The organism is Myxococcus sp. AB025B (genome assembly GCF_006518215.1).
Lineage (GTDB): Bacteria > Myxococcota > Myxococcia > Myxococcales > Myxococcaceae > Myxococcus > Myxococcus fulvus.
This window is the reverse complement of record NZ_SRLW01000037.1, coordinates 1-26,354: the sequence shown is the minus strand read 5'-3', so window position 1 is coordinate 26,354 and position 26,354 is coordinate 1. Positions and strand designations below refer to the sequence as shown.

The 26,354-nt window shown below is 71.7% G+C and carries 14 protein-coding genes; 6 read left to right on the top strand and 8 right to left on the bottom strand.

Annotated elements, in window-relative coordinates; genetic code table 11:
* Positions 1–109: 109 nt before the first annotated feature.
* The gene (gene cml, locus FL311_RS08610) at positions 110–1,294 is read left to right on the top strand and encodes a CmlA/FloR family chloramphenicol efflux MFS transporter (RefSeq protein WP_255510327.1); all 1,185 of its coding nucleotides are present in this window, start codon (positions 110–112) and stop codon (positions 1,292–1,294) included.
* A gap of 55 nt (positions 1,295–1,349) precedes the next feature.
* Here the strand turns inward: cml and FL311_RS08605 are convergent, their stop codons facing one another.
* The 6 genes from FL311_RS08605 to FL311_RS08580 form a co-directional block, all read right to left on the bottom strand.
* Positions 1,350–2,708, bottom strand: a complete 1,359-nt coding sequence (locus FL311_RS08605) for a family 16 glycosylhydrolase (protein ID WP_141324456.1) — start codon at positions 2,706–2,708, stop codon at positions 1,350–1,352.
* 76 nt (positions 2,709–2,784) lie between these two features.
* Entirely contained in the window at positions 2,785–3,852 is a 1,068-nt protein-coding gene (locus FL311_RS08600; RefSeq protein ID WP_141324455.1) for a sulfate/molybdate ABC transporter ATP-binding protein, read from the bottom strand.
* Positions 3,849–4,700, bottom strand: a complete 852-nt coding sequence (gene cysW / locus FL311_RS08595) for a sulfate ABC transporter permease subunit CysW (RefSeq protein ID WP_194869121.1) — start codon at positions 4,698–4,700, stop codon at positions 3,849–3,851. Before cysW ends, FL311_RS08600 begins: the two co-directional genes overlap by 4 nt.
* A gap of 5 nt (positions 4,701–4,705) precedes the next feature.
* Positions 4,706–5,548, bottom strand: coding sequence for a sulfate ABC transporter permease subunit CysT (gene cysT / locus FL311_RS08590; protein WP_141324454.1), 843 nt, complete (start codon positions 5,546–5,548; stop codon positions 4,706–4,708).
* Positions 5,549–5,551: 3 nt separating this feature from the next.
* Positions 5,552–6,583, bottom strand: coding sequence for a sulfate ABC transporter substrate-binding protein (locus FL311_RS08585; protein ID WP_141324453.1), 1,032 nt, complete (start codon positions 6,581–6,583; stop codon positions 5,552–5,554).
* A gap of 11 nt (positions 6,584–6,594) precedes the next feature.
* Positions 6,595–7,899 carry an OprO/OprP family phosphate-selective porin gene (locus FL311_RS08580; RefSeq protein WP_141324452.1) on the bottom strand — a complete coding sequence of 435 codons (1,305 nt, stop codon included), beginning with the start codon at positions 7,897–7,899 and terminating at the stop codon, positions 6,595–6,597.
* 377 nt (positions 7,900–8,276) lie between these two features.
* Between FL311_RS08580 and FL311_RS08575 the strand changes: the two genes are divergently transcribed.
* On the top strand, positions 8,277–10,868 hold the full coding sequence (locus FL311_RS08575) for a LamG domain-containing protein (RefSeq protein WP_141324451.1): 2,592 nt from the start codon (positions 8,277–8,279) through the stop codon (positions 10,866–10,868).
* 13 nt (positions 10,869–10,881) lie between these two features.
* Here FL311_RS08575 and FL311_RS08570 read toward each other — a convergent pair whose 3' ends face one another.
* On the bottom strand, positions 10,882–12,639 hold the full coding sequence (locus tag FL311_RS08570; protein ID WP_141324450.1) for an aminotransferase class V-fold PLP-dependent enzyme: 1,758 nt from the start codon (positions 12,637–12,639) through the stop codon (positions 10,882–10,884).
* Positions 12,640–12,778: 139 nt separating this feature from the next.
* Between FL311_RS08570 and FL311_RS08565 the strand changes: the two genes are divergently transcribed.
* From FL311_RS08565 to FL311_RS08550, 4 genes are all read left to right on the top strand, one after another.
* On the top strand, positions 12,779–16,192 hold the full coding sequence (locus tag FL311_RS08565) for an AAA family ATPase (protein WP_141324449.1): 3,414 nt from the start codon (positions 12,779–12,781) through the stop codon (positions 16,190–16,192).
* A gap of 3 nt (positions 16,193–16,195) precedes the next feature.
* On the top strand, positions 16,196–19,594 hold the full coding sequence (locus tag FL311_RS08560) for an AAA family ATPase (protein ID WP_141324448.1): 3,399 nt from the start codon (positions 16,196–16,198) through the stop codon (positions 19,592–19,594).
* 1 nt (position 19,595) lies between these two features.
* A complete protein-coding gene (locus FL311_RS08555) occupies positions 19,596–21,908 on the top strand; it encodes an AAA family ATPase (protein ID WP_141324447.1) in 2,313 nt (770 codons plus the stop codon).
* A 96-nt stretch (positions 21,909–22,004) separates the two neighbouring features.
* A complete protein-coding gene (locus FL311_RS08550; protein WP_228556756.1) occupies positions 22,005–24,980 on the top strand; it encodes a tetratricopeptide repeat protein in 2,976 nt (991 codons plus the stop codon).
* A 7-nt stretch (positions 24,981–24,987) separates the two neighbouring features.
* Here the strand turns inward: FL311_RS08550 and FL311_RS08545 are convergent.
* Positions 24,988–26,354 (bottom strand): M28 family metallopeptidase (locus FL311_RS08545; protein ID WP_141324445.1); only part of this gene is annotated, 1,367 nt, incomplete at its 5' end.

Sequence of the window (26,354 nt, the reverse complement as noted above, 5' to 3'; positions counted from 1 at the left end):
CCTGTTGCCGCGGCCCTCTGTCCCAAGCTCATCACGTTCCCGTGGAGAGGCAGATGGCCGCCCGCTGTTCCCCTTTTGTGCGGATGCCATCGTGGCTCACTCGAAAACCTTGTCGTGGACGTACTCCGTGCCAGCAGCGCTGTTGCTGATGGCCCCCTTCGACCTCCTGGCCTCGCTGGCCATGGACATCTACCTGCCCGTGGTTCCGGCGATGGTCGGAATCCTCCAGACGTCTGCCTCCATCATCCAGCTCACGCTCAGCCTCTACATGGCGGTGCTCGGGTTGGGACAGGTGGTGTTCGGCCCCTTGTCGGACCGCATCGGTCGGCGTCGGGTGCTGTTGGGTGGCGCGCTGTTGTTCGCGGCCACCTCGTTCCTGCTCGCGGGCACCTCGGACGCGATGACGTTCGTCGGCCTGCGGCTCCTGCAAGCCGTGGGCGCCTCCGCGGCGCTCGTCGCCACGTTCGCCACCGTCCGTGATGTCTACGCGGAGCGGCCGGAGAGCGCGGTCATCTACAGCCTGTTCAGCGCCATGCTGGCCTTCGTGCCCGCGCTGGGCCCCATCGTCGGGGCGCTGCTCGCGAGACACTTCGGTTGGCGGGCCACCTTCATCACGCTCGGCGTCCTGGCGACGGCGGCGGTGGTGAATGCGTGGCCCCGGTGGCATGAGACCCTCGCGGCGGACGGGCCACGTCCCGCCGTCGCGTTCCGGCCCATCCTGCGCGACGCGGCGTTCTGGACGTACACGCTGGGCTTCAGCTCGGCCATGGGCGCGTTCTTCGTGTTCTTCTCCACGGCGCCCCGGGTCCTCATCGGACAGGCGGGCTTCACCGAGCTCGGGTTCAGCCTGGCCTTCGCCACCGCGGCGCTCGCGATGATCGCGACGACGCGCTTCGCCAGGCGCTTCGTGGCGGCGTGGGGTCTGGAGGGCAGCCTCAGGCGGGGCATGCTCCTGCTGCTCACCGGCGCGGCCCTGCTCGCGGCGGGGCAGCTGCTCGCCGCCCCGTCGTTCTGGACGTTCGTCGCGCCGATGTGGGTCATCGCGGCGGGCATCGTCTTCGCGGCGTCCGTCACGGCCAACGGCGCGCTCCAGGCCTTCGGCGCCGTGGCGGGGACCGCCGTCGCGCTCTACTTCTGCGTCCAGAGCCTCATCGTCGGCACCGTGGGCACGCTGATGGTCGTCCTGCTCGACGGCGACACGGCGTGGCCCCTGGTGGCATATGCCTCGCTCATGGCGACGGTGACGCTGAGCGCCCAGGCGAACCTGCGACGCAGGCGGATGCCCTCCACCTAGCGCGGGTTCCCACCGCGCCGGAGGGACGTTCAGCGTCCGGCGCGGCGTGCAGCGGCTACAGCTTCACCAACTGCACGTCATCCATGTGCACGAAGTTGGCACCGTTGGCCGTGGTGGCGCGGGTGTGGAAGCCCAGCTCCAGATAGCCGCCGGTGACGTTGATGGTCGGCGTCTCCACCAGCGTCCACGCACCATACGTCCCCAGCTCCGTGAACACGGGCGCACACGCGCCACACGTCTTCGCCTGGATGCGCGACAGGTCGAAGGTGCCGCCCTTTCGCACCCACGCGCGGACCCGGTAGTTGCCGGACGCCAGCCCCGACACCGTCTGGTACGTCCACACCTCGAAGGGCGCGGCGTTGTTCCAGTGCGTCAGGTGATAGCTGCCCGAGTGCCCACCATTGTGCGTCTCGCTGAAGTCCGCGGCCTCCGTGCCGTTGGGGCTCCACGTCGCCCAGCCAGTCATGCCCGACTCGAAGCCCGGGTTCGTCAGCGTCCCCCCCGGCGTGCTGCCCGCCTGGTACCAACGCACCCACTCCACCTCCATCGTCTTGCGCTGTCCCAGCGGCAGGTCCACGTTGCCCGCCGGCGTATTGCCATACCAGTTCCCCCCCAGCGCCAGGTTCAACAGGATGTAGTGGTTCTGCCGGAAGGCCTGCGCCGCGTGCACGAAGTCCGCGTTCGCCCGGACCTGGTTGTCCAAGCGGAACACCATCCGGTCCGCCGTCCACTCCAGCTCGTAGACGTGGAACGCATCCGCCAGGCTGTAGCCCCGGTTCGCTCCCGAGCCCCAATCCCTCGCACCCTCGCCCCAGTGCGTGGCCACCTTCATCCACGACGGCTCGTTCGAGTGCCACTCCAGGATGTCGATCTCCCCCGCCGCCGGCCAGCCGACGCTGGAGATGTTCGCCCCCAGCGTCCAGAACGCAGGCCACATGCCGTAACCGGACGGCACCTTGATGCTCGCCACCAGCTTTCCGTAGGTCCGCTCCACCTTGCCCTTGGTGTGGATGCGCCCCGAGTAGAACGAGCGCGGCCCGTAGCCGGTGCAACGCGAGTCATTGGGCGCGTCGTTGGTACGCTCGGCGGTGAGGATGAGCTTGCCCCCGCTCACCGTCACGTTCTGCGCTCGCGGGTACTCCAGCTCCCCCGTGCCGAAGTTGCAGTTGCCCGTCACCGGGTCGTAATTGCTCGTCAGCACGTTCCAGTTCGCCGAGTTCAGCGCCGAGCCCGTGAAGTCGTCCTGCCACGCCAGGTTCCAGCCCGGCCCCGGGTCGTAGGCCAGCTCCTTCTGCTCCTGTGCGGTCAACGGCGGCGGCTCGGGCTCCGCCGGAACCTCGTTCCCACATCCCCCCAACAACAACCCGCCCAAGACAAAACACGCACCCCAGCTGGACTCGCTCCGATATGCCATCCTCTCCTCCTGGAATAATGCGAGAACACGATTTACTCGAATTCTAGCACCTGCTTCATTCGGAGGGACAACAAAGTCAGATGGCGTAGTCCCCCACGAACACGGAGGCGGAGCGCACGTCCGCGTGGACCGCGTCCCCTTCCGAGACGCCGAGCGCATCGAACTCGGAGCGGGACACCTGCACCGTCACTTCATCGCCCGAAGGAAGTCGCAACAGCACCTTGACGAAGCCGCCCACGGACTTGAGGCGCTCCACCCTCCCGGTGACAGGAGAGGCGCTTCGCGCCGCTTCATCCGTGCGCGCCAGCTTGATGTCATGCGGACGCACGAAGGCATGCACCGCCTGGCCCTCCCGAGCGGCGGACGGCATCGCCAGGGCGAGCGAGCCGAGCGCCGCGCGCCCCTGCTGGACATGGCCTCGCAGGATGCTCGCCCCGCCGATGAACGACGCCACGAAGGGCGAGGCCGGGCGGTCGTAGATGTCCTCCGGTGAGCCCGCCTGGGCCACGCGCCCCTCGCTCAGCACCACGACGTGCTGGGAGATTTCGAGCGCCTCCTGCTGGTCATGCGTCACCAGGAGCGTCGTCAACCCGGTGCGCTCGTGCAGGCCATGCAGCCACTCACGAAGCTCCTCGCGCACCCGCGTGTCCAGCGCGCCGAAGGGCTCGTCCAGGAGCAACACACGAGGGCGGATGGCGAGCGCCCGCGCGAAGGCCACGCGCTGACGCTGGCCGCCGGAGAGCTGCGCCGGATGACGCGCGCCCAGGGCCTCGAGCTGCACCAGGCGCAGCATCTCGTCCACGCGCGCCTCCACCTCGGCCCGGGGGAGCTTGCGCATCTCCAATCCGAAGGCGACGTTCTGCCGCACCGTCATGTGGCGGAACAAGGCATAGCTCTGGAACACGACACCCACGTTGCGCTGTTGCACCGGCTGCGCCGTGCAGTCCGCGCCGTCGATGAGGACACGCCCCGAGTCGGGCACCTCCAGCCCGGCGATGAGGCGCAGCAGCGTGGACTTGCCCGCGCCCGAGGGGCCCAGCAACGAGGTGATGGCCCCCGCGGGCGCCTGGAACGACACCGACGACACGGCGGGGCTTCCGCCCGGGGAGAACCGCCGGGTGAGCTGCTCGACGACGATGCTCATGACGCCTCACTCCTCCACTCCACGTACTTCTTCAGGACCAGCGTCACCAGCGCCAGCACCGTGAGCAACGAGGCCACGGCGAACGCTCCGGCGAAGTCGTATTCGTTGTAGAGAATCTCCGCGTGCAGCGGCAGCGTCGTGGTGACGCCGCGCACGTGCCCGGACACCACCGAGACGGCGCCGAACTCGCCCATCGCCCGCGCGTTGCAGAGGATGACGCCGTAGAGCACGCCCCACTTCACCTTCGGCAGCGTGACGCGCAGGAAGGTGCGCCAGCCGCTCGCGCCCAGCGTCAGCGCCGCCTCCTCCTCGTCACTGCCCTGCGCCTGCATCACCGGGAGCACCTCCCGGGCCACGAACGGGAAGGTGATGAACACCGTCGCCAGCACGATGCCCGGCACCGCGAAGATGACGTGCACGTCGTGCTCGGCCAACAGCGGCCCCAGCCAGCCCTGCCGGCCGAAGAGCAGCACGAAGATGAGCCCCGCGATGACGGGCGACACGCTGAACGGCAGGTCGATGAGCGTCAGCAGCAGCGCGCGCCCCCGGAACCGGAAGCGCGCCAGCAGCCACGCGGCCGCAAGGCCGAAGACCAGGTTGAGCGGCACGGCGATGCCCGCGGCCGTCAGCGTCAGGAGGATGGCGGAGCGCGCCTCCGGCTCCGTGACGGCGGCCACATACGCGGCCCACCCCTTCTGGAACGCGAAGGTGAAGACCGCCACCAGCGGGACGACGAGGAAGACGGCCAGGAAGCCCAGCGCCAGGGTGATGAGCGTCCAGCGCACCCACCGTGAGCCCTCCAGCGGGCGCGTCACGCGGTGCGCCACCAGACTCGAAGGAGCCAGCATGTCGGTCACGCTCCAGGCCGGGCTTCGAACCGGCGGTGGCTCCAGCGCTGGAGCAGGTTGACGACGAGCAGCAGCAGGAACGACGCCACCAGCATCACCACCGCGATGGCCGTGGCCCCCGCGTAGTCGTACTGCTCCAGCCTGGTGACGATGAGCAGCGGGACGATTTCGGTTCGCAACGGCATGTTGCCGGAGATGAAGACGACGGAGCCGTACTCGCCCAGCGCCCGCGCGAAGGCCAGGGTGAAGCCGCTGAGCAGCGCGGGGTAGATGGCCGGGAACAACACCCGCGTGAAGGTCTGCCACGGCGTGGCGCCCAGCGTCGCCGCGGCCTCCTCCACGTCCGCGTCCAGCTCCTCCAGCACCGGCTGCACCGTGCGCACCACGAAGGGCAGCCCGATGAACGTCAGCGCCACGGCGATGCCCACGGAGGTGTAGGCCACCTTGCTGCCCATCGCCTCCAGGTATTGTCCGTACCACCCCTTCGACGAGAACAGCGTGGTGAGCGTCAGCCCCGCCACCGCCGTGGGCAGCGCGAAGGGCAGGTCCACCAGCGACTCCACCAGCGAGCGGCCCGGGAAGCGGTAGCGCACGAGCACCCACGCGACGAGCAGGCCGAACACGACGTTGACCAGCGCCGCCACCAGTGACGCGCCGAAGCTCAGCCGGTACGCCGCGAGCGCGCGGGGCGCCGTCACCGTCTCCCAGAACTGCGGCCACGTCAGGGAGAACGTCTTGAGGAAGAGGCTCGACAGGGGGATGAGGACCAACAGCCCCACATAGGCCCAGGTGAAGCCCAGCGACAGGCGGAAGCCGGGCAGGACATGACGACGCGCGGGCGTGCTCATGGCTCAGCGCGCCTGGGGGACGTAGATGCGGTCGAAGACGCCGCCATCATCGAAGTGCGCGGCCTGCGCCTTGCGCCAGCCGCCGAACACCTCGTCGATGGTGAAGAGCGTCAGCTTCGGGAAGCGGGCGCCCTCCTTGCTCGCCACCGCCTCCGAGCGCGGACGGTAGTGGTGCCTCACCGCCAGCCGCTGCCCCTCCTCTGAGTAGAGGAACTGGAGGTACGCCTCCGCCACGGCGCGCGTGCCGCGCTTGTCCACGTGCCGGTCCACCACCGCGACCGGGGGCTCGGCCAGGATGCTCACCGAGGGCACGACGATGTCGAACCGCCCCTGCCCCACCTCGTCCGTCAGCAGGAAGGCCTCGTTCTCCCAGGCGATGAGCACGTCGCCCAGCCCGCGCTCGGCGAACGTGGTGGTGGCCCCCCGCGCGCCGGAGTCGAGCACCGGCACCCGACGGAACAGCGCCTCCACGAAGCCGCGCGCGCTCTCGGGGGTGCCTCCCGGCTTGCGCAGCGCGTAGCCCCACGCGGCCAGGTAGTTCCACCGCGCGCCGCCGGACGTCTTCGGGTTGGGCGTGATGACCGCGACGTCCTCGCGCAGCAGGTCCTCCCAATCGCGGATGCCCTTGGGGTTTCCCTTGCGCACCACGAAGACGACGGTGGAGGTGTATGGCGCGCTGTTGTGCGGGAGCCGCGCCTGCCACCCCTCCGGGATGAGCGACGCCTTGTCGTGGAGCATGTCCACGTCGTAGGCCAGCGCCAGCGTGACGATGTCCGCCTCCAGCCCGTCGATGACCGCCCGCGCCTGCTTGCCGGAGCCGCCATGGGACTGCTTGATGGACACCTTCTGTCCGCGCTTCGCCTCCCAATCCCTGGCGAACGCCGCGTTGACGTCCACGTACAGCTCCCGCGTGGGGTCGTAGGACACGTTGAGCAGCGTGACGACGTTGGCCGAGGCCGCCTCGGCACCGGCGGGCTTGGAGCACCCGACGAGGGCGAGCACGACGAGCAGGGACGACACGAGCCACGAATGCATGGAGGGGCCTTTCACCAGCTCACCTGGAAGCGGGACATGACGACGGATTCGGGCAGGCGGGCGCCGTCGACGGCGCCTCCCTCGTACTCGGTGTGGTCATACGAGGTGGCCACCCGGACGTTGTTGTTGAGGTACCAGTTGGCCACCGCGCCCCAGCCATGGGCCTTGCGCGCCGCGCGCGTGGGGTCCGCGTAGACGGGGAACGCGTCCGGGTCCACGCGGAGCTCGGACATGCGCGCCCCCACCTCCACCGCGCCCCAGCCGTCCGCGCTCGCGCCGAACGGCTCGGTGGGCTTCACGCCGTCGTAGGCCGCCTTGCCGCCGAAGAGCACGTACGACGCGCTGGCCTGCCAGGACTCGAAGCGCAGCCTCGCGTGCTGCTCCCCCAGGTTGACCTCCTGGGTGGAGGAGACGTACTCGGCCATCGCGCCCAGCGGTCCCAGGTAGAGATAGCCCTGTGGGGACCAGCGCACGTGCGGGCCGTGAGCGACGACGGTCTCTCCCAGGCCGTTGCCCGTCCTGAAGATGAAGAACGTCTGCTGCCCCATGGAGCGCAGCGGCGCCTCGCCCGTGGTGGACGCCGAGCCGAACTGCGACCCGCGCGACGCCGCGATGCCCAGCCCCAGTCCCGAGAGCGACGAGAGCCCCAGCGCCCGGAACGGATGGGCGAACACCCGCGCCGCCAGGTCGAAGCTGTCATCCAGGTTGGTGTCGGCGCTCGCCCCATCCGCCGTGCCGTTGAAGGCCCCCAGCGCGTAGCTCACCACGCCGTCCTTCAGCTCCCCGTGCACCATCACCCCCACGTCCCGGTTGGGCACCAGGTCCGTGGGCAGCGCCCGCTCGATGAAGAGCGTATGGATGCCGGACTGGCTGCGCTCCAGCCCCACCGGCGGACGGAACCTGCCCACGCGCACCCGGACCTCCTTGCGCGGGCGGAACTCCAGATAGGCATCCCACAGCGGAGGCACGTTGGCCGCGAAGTCCACCAGCAGGCGGAAGTCGAACAGGCTGAAGAGCGTCCCCTCCAGCAGCGGACGCGCGCGCCGGATGAGCAGCGTCGTCGCCCCGGGACGGTCCGCGCGGCTCTCGAAGAAGCGACCATCCAGTTGCACGTAGCCGCGCAGCTTCAGCAACAGGGCGTTGTCGGCGGAGTGGAGGGAGATTCCCTCGGACGTCGCCCTCACGCTGACGCTCCCCGGAGCGGGCGGCGCGGGCTCGGCGGGCGGAGGTGTCTGGGCCAGCGCGACGGACGAGCACAGCCAGCCCAGCGCCACGGCCAGGAGCGGGGTGCATCGATGCGGGGGTGGACCTGCCATGGCGGAACCTCGACAGCGGAGAGGGGCGCGATGGACGGGGGTTTCGAACACCAGAAAGCCGAAAGCCCACCTCCTCGCGGATGGTGGGCTTCCTCGAACCAGCTCGAACCAGGCTTCTCAGGCCACGGGTCGACAGGCGCCCACCGCAGGTGCGTCACAGCAGCAACATGCGTGGTGGGTCGAGCGGCGCATCGAGTTCCGCCACGATGCCCGCCACCCTCCATCTTGTCAACGCGGCCCCTGACGACAGCCATCCGCCGGCAGCCGCACTTTCCATTCCGGACAGCCTTTGCCCGCCCCCTCTCACTCGCCCCCGAGGGCCTCGCGGCCAATGGCCGTAATTCAAGCATAATTGGAACTCCAAGTCAGGAGGTCCCATGTCGAAACACAGTCGTTCGCGGTGGGTTCCACGCCTCGCCACGCTGTTCCTCGCGGGAGTGGCGGCGCCAGCAGTCCTCGCGGCGGAGCGCCCTTCGCTGGTGAACACGCGCATCGGCACGCCCTTCGGCGCGAACGGGCATTCGTCCACGATTGATGGCCGCGTCTTCGTGGGCAACATCCGCGAGGACCACGCGACGACGACCACCACCTGGGTGGCGCGGGTGTTCCGTCCGGAGGCGGTGACGTACGACGCGGAGGGCAAGCCGAGCTTCGCCGCCGCGTTCTCCCCCGGGCGCACCACCACGGTGAGGAACGGAGAGAACGCGCTGGCGTTCTGCTTCACCCACCCGGCCCAGCCCTACACGCTGGTGGACGGGCTCGCGGTGTACCAGCCGTACCTCTTCGACTCGATGATGTTCAACGGGCCCAACGTGTTCCGCCGCCGCCCGGTGGACCTCCGCGTGTCCCAGCCCTTCACGCCGCAGGCGGACATCTCGTCGTTCACCACCGGCAACCTGGAGACGCTGACCACCGTCACCGGCGCGAGCATCCGAGGCATCGAGCCGACGATGACCTCCGACGGCCGGCTGCTCATCTTCCAGGGCGGGCCCCTGAACGACGGCGGCATCGACCACCTGATGTACACCTACAACCCCACGCCGTGCGCCGCCTCGGGCTGGAGCAACCCGCGTCCCCTGTCGATGATGAACACCGACACGGCCTCGGGTGTGCAGCGCTATCCGCTGGCGCGCCAGAAGCTCAAGGCCGCCACCGGCGAGCTCTTCGGCGAGACGACGTCCGGCCCGCTGCTGCGCGGCGCGTACCCGTGGGTGGACCACGAGGGGCGCAACGTCACGTACACCGGCGTCGTCTACACGGATGGCGCGCGCCGCGAGGCGGTGAGCCTGATTGGCGCGGACACCCAGTGGACGGCGTACCACATCGATGGCGCCATCAACACGGGCCGGCTCGACATCGCGCACCTCTTCTACTCGGGCCCCATGTGGAACTTCGAGCAGGAGCGCGCCCCGGAGCAGAACTTCCCTCCCGGCGCCAACAACGACAGCCGCTACCTGCCCGTCACCAAGTCCCACGACGTGCTCGCCCTCTTCGGCAGCAACACGTCGGACTACAACGAGGTGGACGTGGGCGAGCTGGTGGACCCGTTCCACGTGCTCAACCTGCCCATGAACGAGCTGGTGACACGCGCGGGCGCCTACGACTTGACGCGCACGCCGGACCACTCGGGCTACTTCTACACGGGCACCCTCACCGGCACCGCGTCCATCTCCGCGGGCAACTTCGTGACGCAGTCCACCTCCGGCTCGCTGTGGGAGCCGCACGGCCAGGGCAAGGCGCTCGTCGTCCCCGGAGGCGGCGCCCTGACCGTGAATCTCACGGACCCCAGCGGCACCGTGCGCGGCGTGGGCGCGCTGGTGCGAGGATTCACCGTGCAGCTCGCCGTCCGCCCCGACGCGAACATCCACGCGGGCTGCACCACCGGCAATCCCTATCGCTACCTCTTCCAGAAGTCGGGGGCCATCGACCTCATCTACGAGTCCGACAACACGGTGCAGCTCTCCTTTGTCATCAACGGCACCCGCGTGCGCCTGGGGCGCAGCCCGCCGCTGCCCGTCGGCGCGTGGACCCACCTGGGCTACTCCTGGGACGGCGTCACCGGCGTCTTCCGCGAGTACCTCAACGGCGTGCCCACGCGCCGCGTCCTCCCGGTGGCCCCGGGCAGCTTCCGCCTGGGCACGGGCGTGCTGAGCATCGGCGCGGGCAACGTGATGAACACCCAGTCCTGTCCCGTCAATGGCGAGGGCTCGTTCAAGGGCGCCATCGACGAGGTGCGCTTCTTCAACCACGCGCGCTCGGCCCGCTCCATCTGCATGACCTCGCCGGGCGCGGACTGTCTGGACACCGCCATCCAGGAGACGCCCACCGAGGGGCAGTTCGGCATGAGCCAGCAGTTCCACCTGTGCAACAGCTACGCAGCGCTCGGAACGCGGGCCTGCTCGTCAGCCATGCACCGCGTCTGCGCGCAGCGCGGGGCGCATGACGCGCTGGCCAACAGCACCAACGTCCTGGAGACGATTCAGCAGCTCATCGGCAACCGCCCGCCCATCTCGCTCCTGGGCGTGCTCGCCGGCGCGAACGCCACCGACGTCAACGTGGCCTGTGGGCCCATCCAACACGAGAGCGTGGCCGTCACCTTCGAGGAGCTGTCGCGCCTGCACGGGCTCTGCACGGATGAGCGCGTCGCGCAGACGCTGGACTGCGGCGCCGCCGCGCATCGCTGGTGCAACAAGCTGGGATGGACGACGGGACAGATCTTCGAGGTGACCTCGCGTCCCTGGGTGGGCTGCTTCAACTCCGGCCTCATCCAGGACGTGCCCAAGGACCAGCTCGGCCCCGTGTCCAACTCCGGCGCCTTCATGACCACCGACTCCAAGCTGGAGGTCAGCCGGTGGTGCCAGGCGCGAGGGTATGGCGCCGGCGTGGTGCAGGAGCTGGGCCTGGGTTACCTCGCGCAGGTGCACTGCTTCCAGCCCGCCGTGACGGTGCCCTGGAAGATCAACCCCTGAGCCCCGGCGCCCCTCAGGTCCCCTGGAGCCTGAAGGGCGTCCCCTTCTCGCCGGTGGAGTGCTCGCGGGTCAGCACCTCGAGCACCTCGCCGGGGAGCGGGAACCACCGCAGTCGCTCGGCCTCCGCGCGGAGCGGGGCGTCGTCCGTCTTCAGGCGCGCGTAGTCCTGGAGCGCCTCCTCGACGGCCTCGTGCGCGCGGGCGACATAGCAGGTCAGCTCCGACTCGGGCACGGAGCGCCCGGGAGCGGGCGCCTCGGCGTCGCCGTGCGCATAGGACAGCGCATCCAGCCGTCGCAGCGTCCGCTGGTGTCCCCGATAGCGCCACTGTCCGGTGGCGGGCTCCAGCACGTAGCGTGGCAAGAGCTTCCAGCCCTCGGCGGCGACGAAGTCCACCGCGTCCAACAGGAAGCCGAACGTCGTCTCGGACAGGAAGTAGTTGAAGCCCAGGCGTACCCAGCCGGGCTTCACGCCATCGGTGCCGCTCAAGATGACGTCCTGGAAGCGGTGGCTGGTAACGGGGTCGATGCTCAAGAGGCGATGGCCGTAGGGGCCCGCGCAGGAGCACCCTCCCCTCGCCTGGATGCCGAACAAGTCGTTGAGCAGGGCGACGACGAAGTTGTGGTGGAGGTACGCGTCACCGTGGCGGACCAGGAAGCTCACGATGGGGAGCCGGGGCAGCGCGGGGTTACCCAGGATTCGCAGCGCGGGGTTCGCGCCCCAGCGCGCGAGGGCTCTGCGGACAAAGTCCTTCTCCAGGGCGTCGATGTGCTCCACGCCCACGGACTCGCGCAGCCGGAACACCAGCCCGGCGCGTATCGAGTCCACGATGGCGGGCGTGCCACCCTCCTCGCGATGCACGGGGTCGCGCTGGTAGACGTGCTCGCTGCCGCTCACATAGGACACCGTGCCTCCCCCCGGCACGGTGGGGATGCGGTTGCCCAGCAGCCTGCGCTTGACCACGAGCACCCCCGTCGTGCCCGGCCCGCCGATGAACTTGTGCGGTGACAGGAACGCCGCGTCCTTCTCCACGCGGGGCCGCGAAGTGCCGTCCTCCCGGCCATTCATCTCCACGTGGACGTAGGGGCCCGCCGCGGCGAAGTCCCAGAACGCGAGCGCGCCGTGACGACGCAGGAGCGCGCCGATGCCCTCCAGGTCACTGAGGATGCCGGTGACGTTGCTCGCGGCGGAGAAGCTGCCGATGCGCAGCGGTCGCTCCCGGTAGCGCACCAGCTCCCGCTCCAGGTGGTCCGGGTCGATGCGCCCGTCCGCGTCCTCGTCGATGGTGACCACGTCCGCGATGGACTCGCGCCAGGGCAGGTCGTTGCTGTGGTGCTCGTAGGGCCCCACGAACACCACGGGACGCTCGGCGGCGGGGATGCGCGAGCGCAGGTCATAGCGGGCATCCAGGTCCGCGGGGATGCGCAGGTTGAGGATGTCGATGAGCTTGCAGACGGCCGCGGTGGCGCCCGAGCCACAGAAGAGCACGACGTCCTCGGGTCCACCGCCCACGGCCGCGTGGATGATGTCGCGTGCGTCCTCGCGAAAGCGCGTCGTCTGGGCGCCGGTGCCGGACGTCTCGGAGTGGGTGTTGGCGTAGAACGGGAGCACGTGGTCCCGGATGAAGTCCTCGATGAAGCCCAGGGAGCGGCCCGACGCGGCGTGGTCCGCATAGGTGAGCCGGCGGGCCCCGAAGGGGCCGTCGAGCACCCGCCCCTCCCCCAGGATGGCGCCTCGAATCGACTCGACCAGCCGTGTACGCGCGTCGTGCATCGCTCGCACCTCTCGTGGTGGGGCCCAGCGTCCCGCCGAAGCGCGCCGACTGTCCAGTGCCCACGCGCCGACGGGCCGCGTCAGCCACGCGAGCGTCGCACCGTCACTGCGCCGCCCCATGTTAGCGTGAACACACTCCATGAACTTTCGCTTCCAGTGCTGGGTGCAGCGCCACGCCAGCGGTCGGGTGACGCTCACGCCGCTGTCACTTCCCCACCTCGCGGTGCACGCGGACTCCCTGGAGAGGGCCACCGAGGAGCTCACGCTGGCGCTCGACGACCAGCTGACCCGCATCCATCCCCGCCGCGTGCCGGAGTTCATCTCCGCCACGGGCGGCACGCCGCACACGCTGGAGCTGCGGGCCCTCCCCGTCTGGGGCGAGGAGGAGAACTCCGTCGCGCCGCTGTCGCTCTTCGGCGTCTCCGCGCCCACGCACCAGTCCTACCTGGGGCTGAACACGCCGCGCCTGGAGACGCAGCTGTGGTTCCAGGGCAAGTCACTCCCCGAAGATGCCCCGGAGCGGCTGCGCGAGCGCCTGGAGGGACTCAGCGACGCGCGCCTGTTGGCCCTGCGCGCGGATGGCGGCGAGGCGTTGATCGACGTGGAGGTGGAGGCCACGCCCACGCGGCTGTCGGCCCTGACGCCGCGGCAGCTCCACCTGGACATCCGCCCACCGCCGCGTCCCCCGGATGCGCCCGACACATCCGATGAGCCTCGCGTCACCGGGCCGCTGGACGACGAGGACGAAGAGGAGGTCCTCGACGAAGACACGTGGGAGCCCCGCAAGCGCAAGCGGCGCCATGAGCCGGGCGACAAGACCGCGAAGCCGCCGCCCACACCCGTGCTGGACCGCATCGCGGTGCCCTGGCACAAGCTCGCGGAGGACGGCCAGCTGGACCCCGCCTACGAGCAGGACGCGCTGGTGTCCCTGCTGCGCGCCCGACTGGCCGCGAAGGACGCGGAGGCCGTGGTGCTCGTGGGCCCCTCCGGCGTGGGCAAGTCCGCCCTGCTGCACGCGCTCGCCGAGGCGCTGCGCGCGCCCAACGCCACGGACGACGAGCGCGCGCGGCCCTTCTTCTTCGTGGACGGCAGCCGCCTCATCGCGGGCGAGGGCATGTGGGGCGGCTGGCAGCAGCAGGTGCTCCAGTCCTACCGCGAGGCCTCCGAGGCCCGCGCCATCCTCGCGCTGGGCCACGCCGTCGACCTGCTCGACGCGGGCAAGAGCGCGCACAGCGACCAGAACGTGGCGCAGCTGCTCCTGCCGCTGCTGTCCACCCGCGAGGTGTCCGTGGTGGCCGAGGCCACGGCGGAGACGTGGGCCCAGGTGGAGCGCCGCAACGCCAGCTTCGCCCGGCTGTTCTCCGTGGTGCGCGTGGAGGAGCCCGCGCTGGAGTCGCTCTCCCGCATCCTGACGCGCGTGGCCCAGGACACCGTGGGCGCCACGTCGCTGGAGGTGAAGCCGGAGGCCCTGGAGGAGAGCCGCTTCCTGTGCCGGCGCTTCCTGCCCTACGGCGCGCAGGTGGGCAACGCGGTGGCCTTCCTCCGGCGGCTGCTCGCCACCTGCACCCACGCGGCCCAGGCCCACGTCACGCGCCTGGACGCCGTCCGCCAGTTCGCCTCCGAGTCCGGCATCCCCGAGTCCCTGCTTCGCGACGACGTGCCGCTGGAGGCCGAGCAGGTGCGCGCGTTCCTTTCCACGCGGGTGCTGGGACAGCCGACGGCGGTGGAGCGCGTCGCCAACGTCGTGTCCGTGCTGAAGGCGGGGCTCGCGGACACGCGCAGGCCGCTGGGCGTGCTCCTCTTCGTGGGCCCCACGGGCGTGGGCAAGACGGAGCTGTCCAAGGCCCTGGCGGAGCTGCTGTTCGGCTCGCGTGAGCGCATGGTGCGCCTGGACATGGGCGAGTACGCCGGCCCGGACGCGCTCCTGCGCCTCCTGGGTGATGGGCAGACGCCGGGCCACCTCTCCGCGGCCGTGCGCCGCCAGCCCTTCTGTGTGGTGCTGCTGGACGAGGTGGAGAAGGCCCACCCCGCCGTGCACGACGCGCTGCTGGGCGTGCTGGGCGAAGGCCGGCTCACCGACGCGTCGGGCCGCTTCACCGACTTCCGCAACGCGGTGCTCGTGCTCACCAGCAACCTGGGCGCGGACACGTGGCGCGCGCGCGTGGGCTTCGACTCGCTCGGCGCAGTCCCCGACGTGGCCGCGCTGCGCACGCACTACCTGGCGGAGGTGCAGCGCTTCTTCCGGCCGGAGATGTTCAACCGCCTGGACGACACCATCGTCTTCTCGCCGCTCTCCGCGGAGCTGCTGCGCCGGTTGGTGGTGCGCGAGGTGGAGGCCGTGCGACGCCGCTCCGGCCTGTCCCGCCACGACGCGAGCCTGGAGGTCTCCGAGTCCGCGCTGGACTGGCTCGCCGCGCGTGGCTTCGACCCGCGCTATGGCGCGCGCCCGCTCAAGCGGGCCCTGGAGCGGGAGCTGGTGGTGCCGGTGGCGGCCTGGCTCGCGGAGCACCCGACGAGCGGCCCGGTGACGCTGCACGTGGAAGGCGGCGACAGTGGCCTCACGCTGCGCGCGGAGGCGGTGGGCGGCGCGGCGGAGGGCGTGGGTCGACAGGCCATCGAGCAGGTGCTGGAGGAGGCCGCCACGCTGCGCGCGGAGGTGCAGCGCTGGGGTCGCTCTCCGCCCATGCGCGTGCTCCGCCAGGAGCTGGCTGTCTTCGACAAGATGTCCCGGCAGACGTCGTACTGGGAGGAGCGCGCGCTGGCGGAGGAGTCGTCACGCAAGTCCGGCGAGGCACGTGAGCTGGACAAGGCCTTCCGCGAGTGCGCCCAGCAGACGGAGGCCATCGAGGACCTGCTCTTCGAGGCACACCTGTCGCGCTCGGTGGGACAGGCGGAGTCGCTCGCGAGGGACGTCTCCTCGCTGCGCGCCACGTTCCGCCCTCTGCGGGAGCGGCTCTACGGGAGCCTCTACCAGTACTCGCGCAGCGTCTCCCTCATCCTGGTGCCCAGCCGTGGCGCCTGGGCCCGGCTGTGCTTCCTGGCGTCGTCCTACGAGCGCTGGTGCAACAGCAAGCAGCTCACGTTCCAGCGCGTGCTCCTGTGGCCCTACCAGAAGCCGGAGGGAGAGAAGGCGCCTCGCAAGCCCCCGCCTCCGACGTGGAGCTACGAGAAGCACGACGACCTGACGAAGCTGAAGACGACGCCCATGGCCTACGCCATCGAGGTGACGGGCGAGACGCGCCCCCTGCTGCTCTCCGCCGAGCACGGCGTGCACCGCTTCGTCGAGGGGAGCCAGGCGGCGCTCGTCCGCGTGCTCTTCTCGACGAATCCGTACAGCCGGGACGTGCTGCCGGAGTGGGAGAAGCTCGAGAAGCTGCTGCCGAAGGAGGAGGTCCGGAGGATTCGCCCCGGCTCGACGGAGATGTCGGGGGGCTCCGTGGAGGACCTGCGCACCGGCGCGCGCGTGCGCTACGCCGGCGGCGTGCTGGACATGGAGTCGCTGCAGGAGCCGTGGATGAACTGGCGGGTGTTCGGCGAGACGGAGGAGGACTGACCCATGGATCTCAAACTGCCCCTCGTCTACGCCCCCATGGGTGGCCGCCTCGTCGAGGCCTGGGTCCCCGCCTTCTGGCCCGCCCTGCACCGCGTGGGCCCCAGCCTGTCCGCGCTGCGCGACGACCTGGCGCTCGCCATCATGGAGCGCTTCGAGAAGGAGCACCCGTCGCGCGTGGCCAGCTACCAGCTGCCTCCGCACCTGTCGCTCAAGCACGTGAAGGTGGACACCGAGGCGAGAGATCGGGAGAAGGGCCTGCGCATCGCGCTGGAGGGGCGCATGGCGGTGCTGCTGGAGAAGTGGCCTCGCGATGACTTCTGGGTGGTGACGCCCACGCGCATGCCGGAGGCCCGCTTCGCCATCGCCCGGCCCGAGGACCTGCCCAAGGCGCTGGGGCGCAGGCTGGGCGCGTGGTGCCTGGAGCACGGGCTGAAGAACCTGGACTCGCGCTGGGCCCAGGGCCGTGAGCGGCTGGAGCTGCTGGAGGTGGATGCCTACGCGCCCTCCATCCTCCCGCGCACGCCGCCCCGTCCTCCCAAGCCGCCCCGGCGCCGCCGCGCGTCCGCGTCGGAGTCGAAGCAGACCGCGACGCCGCCCGAGACGCCGGAGCAGCGAGAGAAGCGGCGCAACCGCAGGCGGCTCACGCTCACGGAGCTGCGCGAGGTGGCGCGCAACCTGAGCCACGCCGCGCGCGACGACGGGCTGGAGCACTGCTATGGCCGAGAGTCGCTCGTGCGCGAGGTGGTGGACGCACTGGAAGGCCGCGAGGGCGCGGCCATCGTCCTGGTGGGCCCGCCGGGCTCGGGCAAGACGGCGCTGGTGCACGAGGTGGTGCGCCGGCTCACCGTCCGCCAGGACGCCGCGGGACAGCGCCGGGACGTGTGGCGCGTGGACGGCAACCAGTTCATCGCGGGCATGAGCTACGTGGGCCAGTGGGAGGCGCGGGCCCGGGGCGTGGTGAAGGAGCTGGTGGAGGTCGCGGACCTGCTCTACGTGGACGACCTGGCGTCGCTCGTCTACGCGGGACGCACCGCGAACGAGCGCACCAATGTGGCGCAGTTCCTGGAGCCGCACATGGCGCGCGGCGAGCTGACGGTGCTGGCCGAGTCCACGCCGGAGCGCTTCGAGCGCGTGCGCGAGGAGGCCCCCACGCTCGCCTCGCTCTTCCGCGTGGTGCACGTGCCCGCGCTGGAGCCCCGCACGACGCTGCCCGCCCTGCTGGGCACGCTGCGCGAGCTGGAGGGCTCGGGTGACGGTGGGCCCGCGGTGCGGCTGTCGCCGCTGGCGCTGGAGACGCTGTTGGACCTGCAGCACCGCTTCGTCGCGCACGAGTCCTTCCCGGGCAAGGCGGTGCGCCTCTTGCGCCGGGTGCTCGCGCGCCCGGGCACGGTGGAGCAGAACGTGCGGCGCTTCACGGAGGTCGACGTCACCGCCGCGATGCGCGAGCAGACGGGTCTGCCGGACTTCGTGCTGGGCAGCGCGCCGCCCCGCTCCCGCGAGGCGCTGGAGCGGGCCCTGGCCACGCAGGTGGCGGGGCAGCCAGAGGCCGTCGGCGCCGTGGTGGACGCCATCCTCACGCTCCAGCGCTCGCTGCAGCCGCCGGACAAGCCGCTGGCCACGTACCTCTTCGTGGGCCCCACGGGCGTGGGCAAGACGGAGACGGCCAAGGCGCTGGCGCGCACCCTCTTCGGCAGCGAGGAGCGGCTGGTGCGCTTCGACATGTCGGAGTTCATCTCCGCGTCCAGCATCACCCGACTGCTCGGGCGCCCCGGAGCCCCGGACGGCGAGCTGACCACCGCGCTGCGCACCCAGCCCTTCTGCGTGGTGCTCTTCGACGAGGTGGAGAAGGCGCACCCGCGCGTGTTCGATGCCCTGCTCCAGTTCCTCGGTGAGGGACGGTTGACCGACGGCGCCGGACGCACCGTGGACGCGCGGCAGGCGGTGGTGGTGCTCACCTCCAACCTGGGCGTGCGCGAGGCCGCCGCCCGCACGGGCTTCCACCGGGCCCCCGAGGGCGCGGAGGCGCACTACCTCTCCGCGGTGCGCGCGTTCTTCCGTCCGGAGTTCTTCAACCGGCTGGACCGCGTGGTGCCCTTCCGCTCGCTGACGCCCGCCGCGCTGCGGCTCGTGGTGGAGCACGCGCTGGAGTCACTGCTGTCGCGTCGGGGCATCCGCCGGGGCAACGTGCTGGTGGAGGTGGAGTCCCCGCTGCTCGACCTGCTCGTGGAGCAGGCCTATGACCCACGCTATGGCGCCCGTCCCCTGAAGCGCGCGTTGGAGCGTCGCCTCACCGTGCCCCTGGCGCATCACCTGGTGCGGCGCGGTGGCGACGACCTGGCTCGCGTGGAGCTGTATCGCCAGGGTGACGACATGGGCCTGTCCGTGGAGCTGCTCGTGCGCGAGCCCGCGTGGGCACCCGAGCAGGCCCCGAGCACGTGGACGCTGCCGGCGGTCTTCCGTGCGCTCGAGGAGGTCACCGCGCGGCTGGACGCGCTGCTGGCGGCGGAGGCGAAGCGCGCGGAGGCGGGAGACGTATCGACGAGCCCCGAGGCGCTGGAGCTGGGAGAGCGCCTGGAGCGGCTGTCGGCCGAGGCCCTGGACATCCGCGAGAACGAGCTGGCGGACCGCGACTTCCTCGAGACGGAGGAGCGCGCGGGCAAGGAGGAGCGTCGCGCGTACGACTCCAGCTGGCACAACAAGGGACGCGGTGGACTGAGGCCCCGTCCGGCGTACGCCGCGCAGCCCCTGCCGGTGTCTCCCGAGGAGCGACTGCGCCGCTGCCGCCCCAAGGTGATGAAGCTGCGGGATGAGGTGGAGTGGCTCGCGCACCAGCTTGGCCGACGCGAGCGCGGCGTGGAGACGCACAGCCTGTTGGTCGAGGGTCTGGCCGATGCGTCCACCTTCGCGGTGAGCGCCGTGACGGGCTCGTTGCCCCAGGGGCTCGGCCGCTGCGTCATCCTCGAGGAGCGCGTGGAGCCGGATGGCAGGACCTCATGGGAGTCGAGCGGGACGGCGCTCCCCGTCGGAGCCCGCGTCCGGCGCGCGGTGGTGACGCTGACCGCGTTCGGGTTGTCGGACGTCCTCCCCCAGTTGGAGGGCTACGCGCTGGTCCTCATCCCGCGCGATGACGGCCCCAGGCCCGCGCTGCTGCGCGTGGAGCGGCTGGAGGGCACACCCGAGCAGCTCGCGGACGTGGCCCGTCGCGTGGCGGCGCGAGACGAGCTGAAGCTCTCCGAGCAGCAGGCCCGCCGCGAGGGCACCGCCCCCGCGCCCGCTCCGGGCCGGGTGGTCCTGGAAGGGATGCAGCCCCCCATCCAACACCTGGCGAGCGGACGGCCCCCCGCGGACGCCGTCACCTGGGCGGCGCGAGTGCTGCGCGAGCAGTCCCGAGGAGGGCACTGACATGGAGAAGAACTTTCACCTGTTCGTGCGCAGCTACCCGGGCGTGGGTGTGGCCGCGCATGTGCTGACGCATCCGCACCTCGCCTCGTTCGCGCCGGACCTGGCGACCGCGCGACTGGACGTGGCGGAAGTGCTGGGGCGACTGCTCAAGCGCGGTCAGCTCCACGACGAAGTCACGCACTGGCCGGACCTGCGCACCAAGAAGATGAACCTCACCGTGCGCGCCGTGCAGCACGGGCGGCTGTTGCCCGTGCCCCTCAAGCTCACCGTGGTGACGCGCGGTGGGCGCGGCGGCGGCAAGGCTGAGCGTGCGAAGCGCAAGGCGGGCTCGGGCAAGGACCCCGTGCACGTCTGGGTGCCGCGCGTGGACGTGCAGGGCTCGCTGCAGGACCTCTCCGACCTGGAGGCGTACGTGGAGGAGCTCGTCCGGCACGAGCTCTACCTCGCGCCCCTGGAGCGGCTGCACTCGCTGGCCTACCTGGGCGATGAGACCGTCGAGACCCTCTCCGTGTCGATGAAGCACCGCGAGGCACCCCGCGCGACCCGGGTCGACGAGTCCCGGCGCGCCGAGCGCAGACCGCCTCCGCCCCCCGCGCTCGCGGAGGCCAGCCGCTGCCTCAACGAGGAGGTCCGCGCGGGCCTGCTGGAGCGTGCGTGGGAACGCAACAAGGAGGTGGGGCTGCTCACCGAGGCCGTCACGGCGCGCGCGCGCGCCAGCGTGCTGCTGGTGGGGCCGCCCTCCGTGGGCAAGACGGCGCTGGTGCACGAGCTGGTGCACCGCGCCGAGTCCGCGCCCGCGGGCAACCCGCTCCATGGGCTGGAGGTCTACAGCACGTCGGGGGGCCGCATCATGGCCGGCATGGCCTACCTGGGGCAGTGGCAGAAGCGCGTGCAGCAGATGGTGCTCGAGCTGCGGGTGCGCCGCGCGGTGCTGCACCTGGACAGCCTCTCGGAGCTGCTCTCGCTGGGCGGCGGCGACACCGGCCTGGACGTCGCGCGGCACCTGCTGCCCGCGCTGGAGGGCGGCGAGGTGGTGCTGGTGCTGGAGGCCACCCCCGAGGACGTCGCGCGCGCCGAGCGCACGCACGGCGCCTTCCTCCAGGCCCTGCGACACCTCGCGGTGGAGCCGCTGCCCGCGTCCGCCGCCAGGGCCGCCGTGCAGCAGGCCTCGCAGCGCGTGGCCAAGACGCGCAAGGTGCGCTTCACGCCGGAGTCCCTGGAGCGCGCGGCCGAGCTGACGGAGCGCTTCGGCGAGGGGCCTCCGCCCGGTGGCGCGGTGTCGCTGCTGCGCGCCGCCACGTCCCAGCTCGACTCGAGCGCGGAGGTGGGCCCCGGCGCGGTGACGGCCGCCTTCTGCACGCGCACGGGCTATCCGCGCGAGCTGGTGGACGCGTCGATTCGACTGGACCCGGACGCGCTCCTGCGCCGCTTCCGCGAGCGCATCGTCGGCCAGGACGAGGCCACGCTGCTGTTGCGCAACCTCGTCGTCACGCTGAAGACGGGCCTCGCCGACCCCTCGCGTCCCCTGGGCGCGTTCCTGCTCCTGGGCCCCACGGGCGTGGGCAAGACGGAGTCCGCGCTGGCCCTGGCGGAGTACCTGTTCGGGGACGTGTCGCGGCTGGCGCGCTTCGACATGGCCGAGTACGCGGCGCCGGGCAGCGCGGGGCGCCTCGTGGGCGAGGTGGGTGGACAGCAGGGCGGGCTCGCGCGACGGGTGCGCGAGCAGCCCTTCGGCGTGGTGCTGCTGGACGAGGTGGAGAAGGCGGACGCGGGCGTGCACGACCTGCTGCTCCAGGTGCTCGGCGAGGGACGGCTCACGGACGGCACGGGCCGCACCGTCAGCTTCCGCAACACGGTGGTGCTGCTCACCAGCAACCTGGGCGCGGAGTCGGCGGCGCGCTCGCTGGGCTTCGGCGGGGACGGGCCTCGCGACATGGAGGCCCACTACCTGGGCGCGGCCACGGCCTTCTTCCGGCCGGAGCTGCTCAACCGCTTGGACCAGGTGGTCCCCTACCGCGCCCTGTCCGCGGACGTCATCCGCACCCTCACCCGGCGCACGCTGGACGCGGCCCTGGGACGCGAGGGCCTCTCTCGGCGGGGCGTGAAGGTGTCCTTCGGCGAGGACGTGGTGGACTTCCTCGCCCGGACGGGCTTCGACGCGCGCTACGGCGCCCGGCCCCTGAAGCGCGCGGTGGAGCAGCACGCCGTCGTCCCGCTCGCCCAGTGGCTCGCCGCCCATGCGGGCGCGCCCCACCGGCACGTGGAGCTGCGCCTGGGCAGCGAGGAGCGCCTGGAGGTGGTGCCCCGGGCCTGACATCACCTCGTGACAGGGCTCTGCTATCGTCGCCCACGCCCTCCCCACCCGGAGCCAGACCCCTCCTTCATGCGCTGTGTCGACGAGGCCGTCTTCATGAAGTTGCTCCTGGGGGAGCTGTCCCCCCAGGAGTCCGCGGAGGTGGATGCGCACCTCGACACGTGCGCCTCCTGCAGGTCCATGGTCGCCGAGGGCCTGCGCGCCCAGTCCCCGGACACCGCCGGCGCGGAGCCGCCCACCGAGCCCGCGCAACCGTTCTCCGGCCGCCCGGACGCGGCCCTGGAGAAGGGCACCGCCGTGGGCCGCTACCTGGTGCTGGAGCTGCTCGGCGCCGGAGCCATGGGCGTCGTCTATGGCGCGTATGACCCGGAGCTGGGCCGCCGCGTGGCGCTCAAGCTGCTGCGCACCGGCGCGCTCGGGCTGAACGTCGAGAAGGAGCGCGCGCACCTGCTGCGCGAGGCGCAGGCCATGGCCCGCGTCTCCCACCCCAACGTGGTGGCCGTGTACGACGTGGGCACCTTCGGCCAGCACGTCTTCCTCGCCATGGAGCGCGTGGAGGCCCGGACGCTCGTCGAGTGGCTGAAGGCCGCGCCGCGCCCGTGGCGACAGGTGCTCGAGCTCTTCCTCGACGCGGGCCGGGGGCTCGCCGCCGCGCACGCCGCGGGCGTGGTGCACGGCGACTTCAAGCCCGCCAACCTCCTGGTGGGCGACGACGGCAACGTCCACGTCACCGACTTCGGCCTCGCGCGCCTGGGCGCCGCCACCGCGACACAGGGCGCCGCCACCACGACGGAGGGCGCCGCCACCGCGGGCATGGAGCGCTCCGTCACGGGCGGCACGCCGGCCTACATGGCGCCGGAGCAGCTGCTCGACAAGACACGCGCGAGCGCGGCCGGGGACCAGTTCTCCTTCTGCGTGGCGCTGCACGAGGCCCTCTACGGCGCGCGGCCCTTCGAGGGCGCCACGCTGGCGGAGCTGTCCACCCAGGTGTCCTCGGGACAGGTGCGGACCGCGCCCGCCGGCACGCGCGTGCCGCCGTGGGTGCGCCGCGTGTTGCTGCGCGGACTGGCCCGGCGTCCCGAGGACCGCTTCCCGCATCTGGGGGCGTTGCTGGACGCGCTCCAGAAGGACCCCTCGGCCCGATGGAAGCGCGCGCTCCAGCTCGGCAGCGCCGTGGCCATGCTCGGCGCGGCCGTGGGCCTGACGCACGCGGTGCACACCCGGGGCGCCCGCGCCTGCGCGAGCGCGCCGGACGAGATGACCGCCGTCTGGGGGCCCGAGCAGCACAACGCCATCCAGAACGCCTTCGCCGCCACCGGCCGTCCCTACGCCACCGCCGCCTGGGAGCGCGTGCGCCGCGAGCTGGACGCGTACACCGCCGCGTGGACGACCACGCGCATCACCGCCTGCGAGGCGACGCGCGTGCGCCAGGAGCAGCCCGAGGAGGTGATGGCGTGGCGCATGCGCTGTCTCGACAACCGGCTGGCGGACGTCTCCGCGCTCGCGCGGCTGTTGTCCCAGGCGGATGCCCGGACGGTGGACGAGTCGCACCGCGCGGTGAAGGGGCTGCCGGCGTTGTCGGGCTGCTCGGAGGCGCTCGCGCCGGGCGGGGCCGTGATTCCCGAGGGGCCCGAGGCCCGGGCCCAGCACGCCGCGCTGCGCGCCACCCTCGCCCGGGGCCGCGCGCTGCTCTCCACCGGGCGCTACGCGGAGGGCGTCGCGCTGGTGGAGCCCACGGCGCTCGCCGCCCGGCGCGCGGCGAACCGGCATGACGGCGCCGAAATCTCGCTGCTGCTCGGCGAGCTGCGCGAGGGCGCGGGCGACTGGCGCGGCGCGGAGGCCGCCCTCTTCGAGGCGCTCAACGCCGCGGAGGCCACGCGTCAGGACGCCGTGGCCGCGCGGGCCTGGACGCTGCTGGTGCGCGTGACGTGCATCGGCCTGGACGAGTACGAGCTCGCCTCGCGCTGGAAGGACCGGGCCGCCGCCGCCATCGAGCGACTGGGCGGCGGCAACGAGCTGACGCGCGTCAACCTCCTCACCTACTCCGGCACGCTCTTGCGCAAGCAGCGCCGGTTCGAGGAGGCCGTCGAACTCCAGCGGCAGGCGCTCCTGTTCGCCGAGAGCACCTTCGGCCCGGACAGCCTGGAGGTCGCGGACGTGCTGCTGGAGCTGGGCTCCACCCAGTGGGTGCACCCCCGGCTGGAGGAGGCGAAGGCCCACCTGGAGCGCGCCGCCGCCATCACCCAGCAGGCCCTGGGCCCCGAGCACCCGGACGTCGCGCGCGTGCGCATCGCCATCGTCCCCGTGCTCCGCGACTTGAACGAGCTGGACGTCGCGGAGCGCATCGCGCGGGAGGCGCTCGGTGTCTTCGAGCGCACGCTCGGCCCCGAGCACCCTCGGGTGTACGACGCGCTCAACGATTTGGCCTCGACGCTCGTCGTCGAGTCACGCACCGACGAGGCCCTGCCCCTGTACGAGCGCGCGCTCTCCATCGTCGCGAAGACGGACGGCGCGGTGAGCCTGGGCGCCGCCGTCATCAACGCCAATCTGGGCGTGCTCTACTTCCAGAGCGGCAAGCACGACCTCGCGCTCGAGCGCTTCCTCGCGGCGGTGAGCATCCGTGAGAAGGCGCGCGGCCTCATGGACCCGGGGCTCGTCAGTCCGCTGCGGCTGGTGGCCCGGGTGCTCGGCTTGAAGGGCCGGTACGAGGACGCCCTGCCGCACCTGCAGCGCGCCGTCGACATCCAGATGCAGCAGGCGGACGACAGCGCCAGTCAGTGGACGCTCAGCCTGAGGGACCTGGGCGCCGCCTTCCTCAAGCTCGGCCGGCCCCGCGAGGCGCTGGCGCCGCTGGAGCGCGCCGTCGCGGGCTGGGACAAGGCCCTGCCGGGCCCCGGCCACCGCACCGAGGTGCGCTTCTTCCTGGCCCAGGCCCTGTGGGACTCCGGCAAGGACCGCGAGCGCGCCGTGCGGCTCGCCAACGAGGCGAAGGCCATGGCCCTCACGGAGGACCCGTCCCCGAGGACCCAGCCGCTCATCGACACCTGGCTCGCCGAGCACCGCCTGCGCTGAGGGCGATTCAGCGCGGCGTGGGCGTCGCCTGCTTGCCGGCGAGGCTGCCGCGCTTGCCCTCCTGCCACTCGTCCCAGAGGTTGAAGGAGCGCAGCTGCTGGGGCAGGTCCGTGGCCTTCATGAGCGCCTCCACCTCCGCGCGGCCCTGACGCCCCAGCCGCTCCTCCATGGTGGCGAAGCTCCACGCCAGCGAGCCCACCACCGCCGCGTTGCCGCGCAGCGTGCGCGCGTCGCACTGCTCGAACTCGTCCGAGCGCGCGTGGTAGTTGGGCCCGTACGTCGCGGACTCCTGGTTGGCGATGAGGTTCGCCACGCCGCTGAGCATGAAGTCCAGGTTGTCGGTGCCCACCACCGGCACGTCGACCTGGGTGAAGGGCCCCAGGCCCGCCACCGGCGCGAGCGCCCGGTCCACCAGGGGCACCAGCGGAGGCCGGCCGTTGGTGAAGAAGCCGTTGATGCGCCCGCAGCCGATGTCCACCGACAGCGCCATGACGTGCCCGTCCAGCTCCGCCGCGTGCGAGCGCACGTAGCCCGCCGAGCCGTACAGACCCTGCTCCTCGCCGTTCCAGAGCGCGAAGCGAATCGTCCGCGCGGGCTTGAGCCCCAGGCGTCGAATCTGCCGGGCCAGGTCGATGAGCATCGCCACGTTGGCGCCGTTGTCGAGCGCACCTCCGCCCAGATCCCAACTGTCCAGGTGCGCGCCCAGCACCACGACTTCGTCCGGCTTGGTGGTGCCCCGAATCTCACCGATGACGTTGCGCGCCTCGTAGGGCCCGCCCGTCTTCAAGTCCAACGCCGCGCTCAACGTGAGGGCCGTGCCCGCGCGGAGCAGCCGCTGCGCGCGTCGGGCGCCATCGCGCTCCATCACCATCATGGGCCGGGTGTTCTTCGCGCCCGTCGACACGTTGTGGCGGTAGAGCTGATTGCCGGGGCGGCTGCCCATGTAGACGACGCCCGCGGCACCGGCGGCCACCGCGCGCGCCTCGATTCCCACCGCCTCCGCGTACTCGCGGAACAGCCCGTCCACGTCCCGCAGCTCGTCCGTCTCCACCAGGACGAAGGCGCCCTTCACCTTCGCGCCCACGCGGGCGTGGTCCGCTTCGGTGCCTCGCCCCAGGTCGATGAGCGGCGCGGTGAGCCCATTCTTCGGCGTCGCGGCCGAGAAGGGCATCGCCGCCACCCGGGGCGAGAAGCGCACGCCCTTGCCCTGCACCGTCGCGCTCGCGCCCTGCTCCAGCCACAGCGTCGGCATCCGGAACGGCTCCGCCTTCGCGCTGACGCCTGCCTCCCGGAAGCGCTCCAGCGCCCACTCCACCGCGCGACGGTTGGCCTCCGAGCCCGTGGCCCGCCCACCCACCTCGTCCACCAGCGAGC